The 5975-nt window shown below is 50.3% G+C and carries 6 protein-coding genes; 5 read left to right on the top strand and 1 reads right to left on the bottom strand.

The window, feature by feature from the left end:
• Window positions 1–100: 100 nt before the first annotated feature.
• Together VE954_RS44500 and VE954_RS30945 are read left to right on the top strand one after the other, a co-directional pair.
• On the top strand, window positions 101–403 hold the full coding sequence (locus VE954_RS44500) for a helix-turn-helix domain-containing protein (protein ID WP_414699044.1): 303 nt from the start codon (window positions 101–103) through the stop codon (window positions 401–403).
• Between the two features lie 310 nt (window positions 404–713).
• Window positions 714–1691: a hypothetical protein gene (locus VE954_RS30945; protein ID WP_324960272.1), complete on the top strand. Its 978-nt coding sequence runs from the start codon at window positions 714–716 to the stop codon at window positions 1689–1691.
• Between the two features lie 129 nt (window positions 1692–1820).
• Here VE954_RS30945 and VE954_RS30940 read toward each other — a convergent pair whose 3' ends face one another.
• Entirely contained in the window at window positions 1821–2726 is a 906-nt protein-coding gene (locus tag VE954_RS30940) for a hypothetical protein (protein ID WP_324960270.1), read from the bottom strand.
• A 349-nt stretch (window positions 2727–3075) separates the two neighbouring features.
• Between VE954_RS30940 and VE954_RS30935 the strand changes: the two genes are divergently transcribed.
• From VE954_RS30935 to VE954_RS30925, 3 genes are all read left to right on the top strand, one after another.
• Complete coding sequence (locus VE954_RS30935; protein WP_324960268.1) at window positions 3076–3684, top strand: DUF4360 domain-containing protein; 609 nt, start codon at window positions 3076–3078, stop codon at window positions 3682–3684.
• 147 nt (window positions 3685–3831) lie between these two features.
• Window positions 3832–4563, top strand: coding sequence for a hypothetical protein (locus VE954_RS30930; RefSeq protein WP_324960266.1), 732 nt, complete (start codon window positions 3832–3834; stop codon window positions 4561–4563).
• A gap of 153 nt (window positions 4564–4716) precedes the next feature.
• A partial coding sequence (locus VE954_RS30925; RefSeq protein ID WP_324960264.1) for a S8 family peptidase occupies window positions 4717–5975 on the top strand: 1259 nt, incomplete at its 3' end.

Below are 5975 nucleotides of genomic sequence, written 5' to 3'. Positions count from 1 at the left end.
TCTGCCCTATGATTTTGTCTTGAACTCAAACTTGTCCGGCGACTTCTGGACAATTAACTGATTTAGAAAATGATTGAGAAGGCGGGTTTACCCGCCTTTTATGATCCATGTCAAATATCTGTGCTCAAGGTTTTCCCGGGTTATGAAAAAAAATTCTACGTCTCCCTCTTCCATTGTCAAAAAGTTGAAAGTAATCTCAAAAAATGTTTCAGCATATGAAGCTGAAGATCGGATCTTTGACAATTGGATAACGAAAAAAGACCTCGCCGCTCATATTGGTATGTCAGTCAGTTTTGTCAATAAATATATGAAAGACGGATTGCCCTTTAGACGTCGAGGTCGATCAGTGAGATTTCGAGTGCTCGATGTTGAAGAATGGCTTCAACGGAGATTCGCTCAATGAAGAAGTTCAATCCGAAGACCTTTCAAGGTAAAAATCGCATTTATCCTCCTGTAACTGGCGCACCAAACGTCAGAAGAATTCTTGTCTGGGACGAAGCCAGAAAGGAGTACAGGCCACCTTCAAGAGGCAGATCTATGTCGCTCGAAGATATGAGGTTGATGCTAGGGGAAAGAGAAAAAGAAAGTCTGGGTACTTTGAGAGTCTCGAAGACGCTCGCAATTGGCAATCCTATATTGATGACGCAGCCTCGGATTCGAAACAGAAAGCTCCATCCTCACAACCAGCAAGTGGTCCCACATTTCAGGAGATTGTGATCGAATGGAAGAAACGCAGATTTCCGCTTTTGGGTAAGTCTAGCAGAATATTTTATGGAGGAGTGTCGAGGCGACATTTTAAAATGCTATCCGATTATCCGATAAACTCAATTTCATCTAAAGTCATAGACTTATGGCTTGCTGATAGGAAAGCCAATAGAGACGAATATCGTGCCAAAAGACGTTTTACCTTCGATCGTGAGCTGATGATACTCGGCCTTATTTTCAGGTATTACGAAGAATATTATGAAGAAGACACTAGTTTCAGGAATCCGATTAAGAAGCGACATTGGAAAGATGCAAAGTTGAACGTCGTACGCCCGGCCCAGAACAAAGACCTGGAGCGACAGGATTTTGAACTCATGAAAGCGGAACTAAGGATAACGAAGTATGGCAAAATCCTGAGTCCGTTTGCAACTACTCAGTATCATGAGGCGCTCAGAGTTTCGGAAGTTGCAGCACTGAAGTGGAAACATATTTTTTTTAACAAAGAAGATCCTAAAGAATCCCGGATAATAATTGAACAGCATGTTATTTATACCGTGGAGAACGGAGAACTTCCAAGCGTTGAACCGGGATTCAAAAATTCAGCGGCTCTGGGCGGGACAAAGGCACTGCCGATGCTTCCCGAAACTTATGCAGCTTTGTTGGAGCATTATGGAGATGGAATTGGCAAAGGTGATGATGACTATGTGTTCCCGAATGAATATGGGGACGTATTTAGGTATCACATTGTTCATTACTGGTATAACTACGCTTTCAAGAAGGCCGGCTTAAAATACACCGCTACGCATGTCATGCGTCATGGTGGGACAAATGAAATCTTTGACGCGACTGGGGGTGATTATGGTATCGCAGGTCAGCTGTTAGGCGACGTATCTGATAGAGCCATAAAAACGTACGCCAAACGTCGCAGAAGTGCCTTGACGGCTTTTGTCCAGGGTATGTGGACGAAAGAGGCACCTAACTGTTAGGTGGTCGCAATTGGTCGCAAAGTCTGGGTGATTTGGGGTAGGTGTCTAAATTAATTGACAATTAGACCCTACCCCTTAAAACGGGACAAATGCTAGGGCAACCGAACGTATCCGATCACCCTTTATGAGTTAGTGTTGCACCATCAGATTCGCCGGCGTCTTGCGCTGGGGTGGTGCGGGCAATGGATCGAGCTTCAGCAGCTGATCCACATCCCAGGCGCCCTCGTCACTGAGGAGCGGAGCCAATTCCGGATTCCGCAGCACGTCAGCCAAAGGCATCCACTGACCATCCACTAAACAATAAGGCGCGACCAGACGCACGCCCATGCTGTAGTCGGCATAGTCAGCTTTTATGGAGGTGGCGAGATTCTGGAGCAACTGCCCGTCCGTGCCCTGCCAACCATAGATGGCACCACGCTCCGGACGACCCAATAGACGGGGGCTCATGACCACGTCTTTCATATGACCCGCCTGAAGCCAGCCGGAACGGATCGCATATTTCTGCAGATCCTGATCCATGCGATCCTCATGCTCCAGCCAGAGCTTCAAAGGATCTTTGATGTGATTGATGTCCAATGGGACAGAGGGCAGCAGCACACCCGCCTGCTTATAAATAAGATCGACCATTTTTTTGGTGGGCAGATACATGTTCCACCCGACTGCCAGGCTTAGCGCATCACGTCCATTCATGGGAACATGCAGGTAGCTGTCGTTGTCACCCACAGACAGATAATCGGGAAGAACCCAAAAGCTGAGCTCGTGGCCTGCGTGACGGGAATGCACCCGCTTCAGCTGACGCAAGAAGCTGGGCACGTAGCCGGCCTGGAGAGCCTCATGGATCCACTCCTGGCGTCTCGCTTCATCGATGGCGGCGAGCTGCTTAATGAACTGACTGAGATCAAAACTATCATCGGCCGTGGGCATCCGCAGGACGCGTTCCGGCGTCCAATCGTCCTGACCAAAGCTAATTTGGCCATGGCAGGAAAGCCCTATGACCAGGGAAATCTGTAAAATTCTCTGGGTTACGATATCCATCGCTTCTCCCCATGGGCTCCGCCCACACAAGCCTGGGACATTCCAGGCCGTCTCATCATAAACCAAAGAAATCGGGAGCTTGGTCCCAGCTTTCGAATTCTTACCTTGGAGACCTGGCTATCGGCACTTCTGGACAAAAGCTTGAGCGGGTTTTCCAAATACCTAAATTTTATATGCAATTATAAACACTTGCAGAGGTCCATGGGAATTCATCTGGAACTTCCCCACGTCCACAGAACCCCCTGTTCTGGGAGCTGAGTTCACAGAACACTTCGTACTGTGAACACCTTCCGATTTCAACGTGGTTGCGATAAAACTTGTTTCAGGAACATTGCTCAGGAGATCACACATGAAATCGAATTTTTTTGCAGCCCTCGCAACTTTATCCCTGTCCTCTATGGCCCTGGCCACCGAAGCACGTCTTGAAGTCCTCTCCACCAACGGCAGCGGCTGTCCGGTGCAAGCAGGCAAGACGATCCCTTACGGATTCGATGGTCAATGGCTGACTGTGGAACTGAACCATGCCTTTCACATCAAAGTGGAAAAAGGCACTGGCATCAGTCTGGAAGAAAGCCGCAAAAACTGTGCGATAACACTGGACGTTCAAGCGCCAGGCTATCGTTATGCGGTGGAACGTGTGGTCACCTCGGTATCGTACCAGCTGGCGCCAAACGATCAGTTTGTAGCCTCGCTGAACGGATTCTTCGCCGGTGATGGCGCCACCTTCTCGTCTGACAGTGAAGTTCTCGGTCCAGTCTGGAAACAAGAGGACCGTACATTTGATCAAACCCTGAATGGTTCGAATCTGGTGTGGAGCGAATGTAACAGCAATCGCGACCTGACCCTGAATACAGCGGTTCGTGTGTCGCCTAAAGGCAACTCCGGCCGCAATGCAAGCCAGTCGTATGGTACGCTGAAGCGCGCTGCATTCCGCTTCATCTTCCAGAAGTGTCATTGATTTGTCTGCTCTGTAAGTTATGGGATTCCCACATCCCTATGTCATCGTCATGCGGGCCTCAGGCGTTGTCTGAGGCCCGTCTCTTCATTGACGAAGGCAAACGTCCCCTTCTAAGATGATTCATCATCTGAATACAAAGGGGCTACGATGAAAATTTACCTCCTGCTGCCTTGGGTGCTGGCATGGGCCCTGGCGGACCGTGGCCAGGCTTATGAAATGGAAGACGTCACACGCATCGACTTTGAAGTCCGGGACCCAGGGAACCGCGAAGTCTTCTTCAAGGGCACCGAAAAAATTTCCCAGGAAGCTGCGAGTACCCGCAAGGAAACCTGGTACTATGATCTCAATAAAACCGAAGTGCAGTATGAGAACGTTCTTTATAACAACCGCAGCCTGCGGGTGGAAAGCTACCGGTTCAAGAATCCACTGACCGGCGAGGAAACGGATGTCGTCACCCAGGGCGACACAATGAAAATAAAATATCGCCCCGAATTCAAGCAAGCCTACAAAGAGGGAACACTGCCATGGCCCAAGGATGGTTACCACGGCAAAGTTTTCAATAACCTGATCCTGCGCCATTGGACTTCCCTCTTACAGGGAAAACCCATTTCATTCGATTTGGTTTTGCCGTATCGCTTTGAATCGCTTGGTTTTGAAATCGTCTCTAAGAAAACAACCAAAGTCGACGGTGAAGACCGGGAAGTCTTGGCGTTGCAACCCACCAGCTTCATCATTCGCGCCATAGCCCCCCGCATGGAATTTCATTACACCAAGGGCGACAAGCCTCGCATTCGCCAGTTCTCGGGACCTTGCACCATCCCAATCCAAGGAAAAAAGGATCGCATGGTCGACATTATTTTTAGTTACCCCCAACAATGAGTGATCTGTCACCGCGAATCATTTGAATCTTCAAGGTGAAGACTTGAAGTTTCATGTCATGAGCCAACTTAAAATTGGCCACTTGACCAGACCCCCGTTTATGCCACTATGATGATACAAGTTTGCACTAACACATCAGTTGGAGGCACAAGCATGAAGATGCGCTTGATCGGGAGCTTATTGCTCATCATCGCCGGAAGTGGGACAGGACAGGCCGCTGAGCTGCTCCGTTCGGCACGGGGCAAGGTCGTTCCAAACCAGTACATCGTGCATTTCAAAGGCGAGGACGACAGCTTTTCGGCTCGTTCCATCAACCCTCGACTGATTTTGCAAAAAGCCCAGCGCATCCAGCAAAGCTATGGTGTGAAAGTTTTACAAAGATACGAGCGCCTGCTGCATGCAGCGACCGTCACGGCCGATCACGATCAGCTGCAAGAGCTTCTGAATGATCCGGAAGTATCATGGGTTGAACCAAATCAGTATATGTATGCGAATGGCTCGCAAAGCAACGCGACCTGGGGCATTGACCGCATTGATGCGCGGAGTGGCCGCGATGGTGTTTATCAATACGGAACCAATGGAACAGGCGTTCATGCTTATATCATTGATACCGGTATCCGCAGCACGCACAAGGAATTTAGCGGTCGCATCGGGAACGGCTTCGGCGCGCCGCAGGATGGCAAAGGCACCGAAGACTGCAACGGTCACGGCACGCACGTGGCCGGAACAGTGGGAGGTTCCACCTATGGCGTTGCGAAGAATGTAACGCTTCACCCGGTTCGGGTTTTGGGTTGCGATGGCAGCGGCACCAACGCGGATGTGATCGCCGGTATTGAATGGGTCGCAAAGAATGCGGTACTTCCCGCAGTGGCCAACATGAGTCTGGGCGGGAGTGTCTCCCCCTCGCTGAATCAGGCTGTGCAAAAAGCCATTGATGCTGGGATTGTTTTTGTGGTTGCGGCTGGCAATGAGAATACGGATGCTTGCAAGTCTTCCCCTGCGAGTGTGAAAGACGCGATTACCGTTGGAGCGACATCCAAGACGGATGCACGTGCTTCGTTTTCCAACTACGGCACCTGCCTCGATATTTTTGCCCCCGGCGATGGCATCACCAGCGCCTGGTCGAGCTCGGATAGCGCCACCAGCACCATCAGTGGGACCTCGATGGCGAGCCCTCACGTCGCTGGTGCCGTCGCTCTTTATCTGGAATCGACACCCGACGCCTCGCCGGCGGAAATGACGAATGAAATTCTGGGCAACGGAACGACGAATATCGTGACCAACCCGGGCCGGAATTCGGCGAATGTGTTTCTGTTTACAGACCCTTCGGGTAATACCCCGACTCCGACACCAACGCCAACTCCGACACCAACTCCGACACCAACTCCGACACCAACTCCGACACCAACTCC

The sequence above is a fragment of the Oligoflexus sp. genome (genome assembly GCF_035638955.1).
In the GTDB taxonomy this organism is placed as follows: Bacteria; Bdellovibrionota_B; Oligoflexia; order Oligoflexales; family Oligoflexaceae; genus Oligoflexus.
Note: the sequence above shows the minus strand (reverse complement) of the source record. Positions and strands in the feature narration are given on the sequence as shown.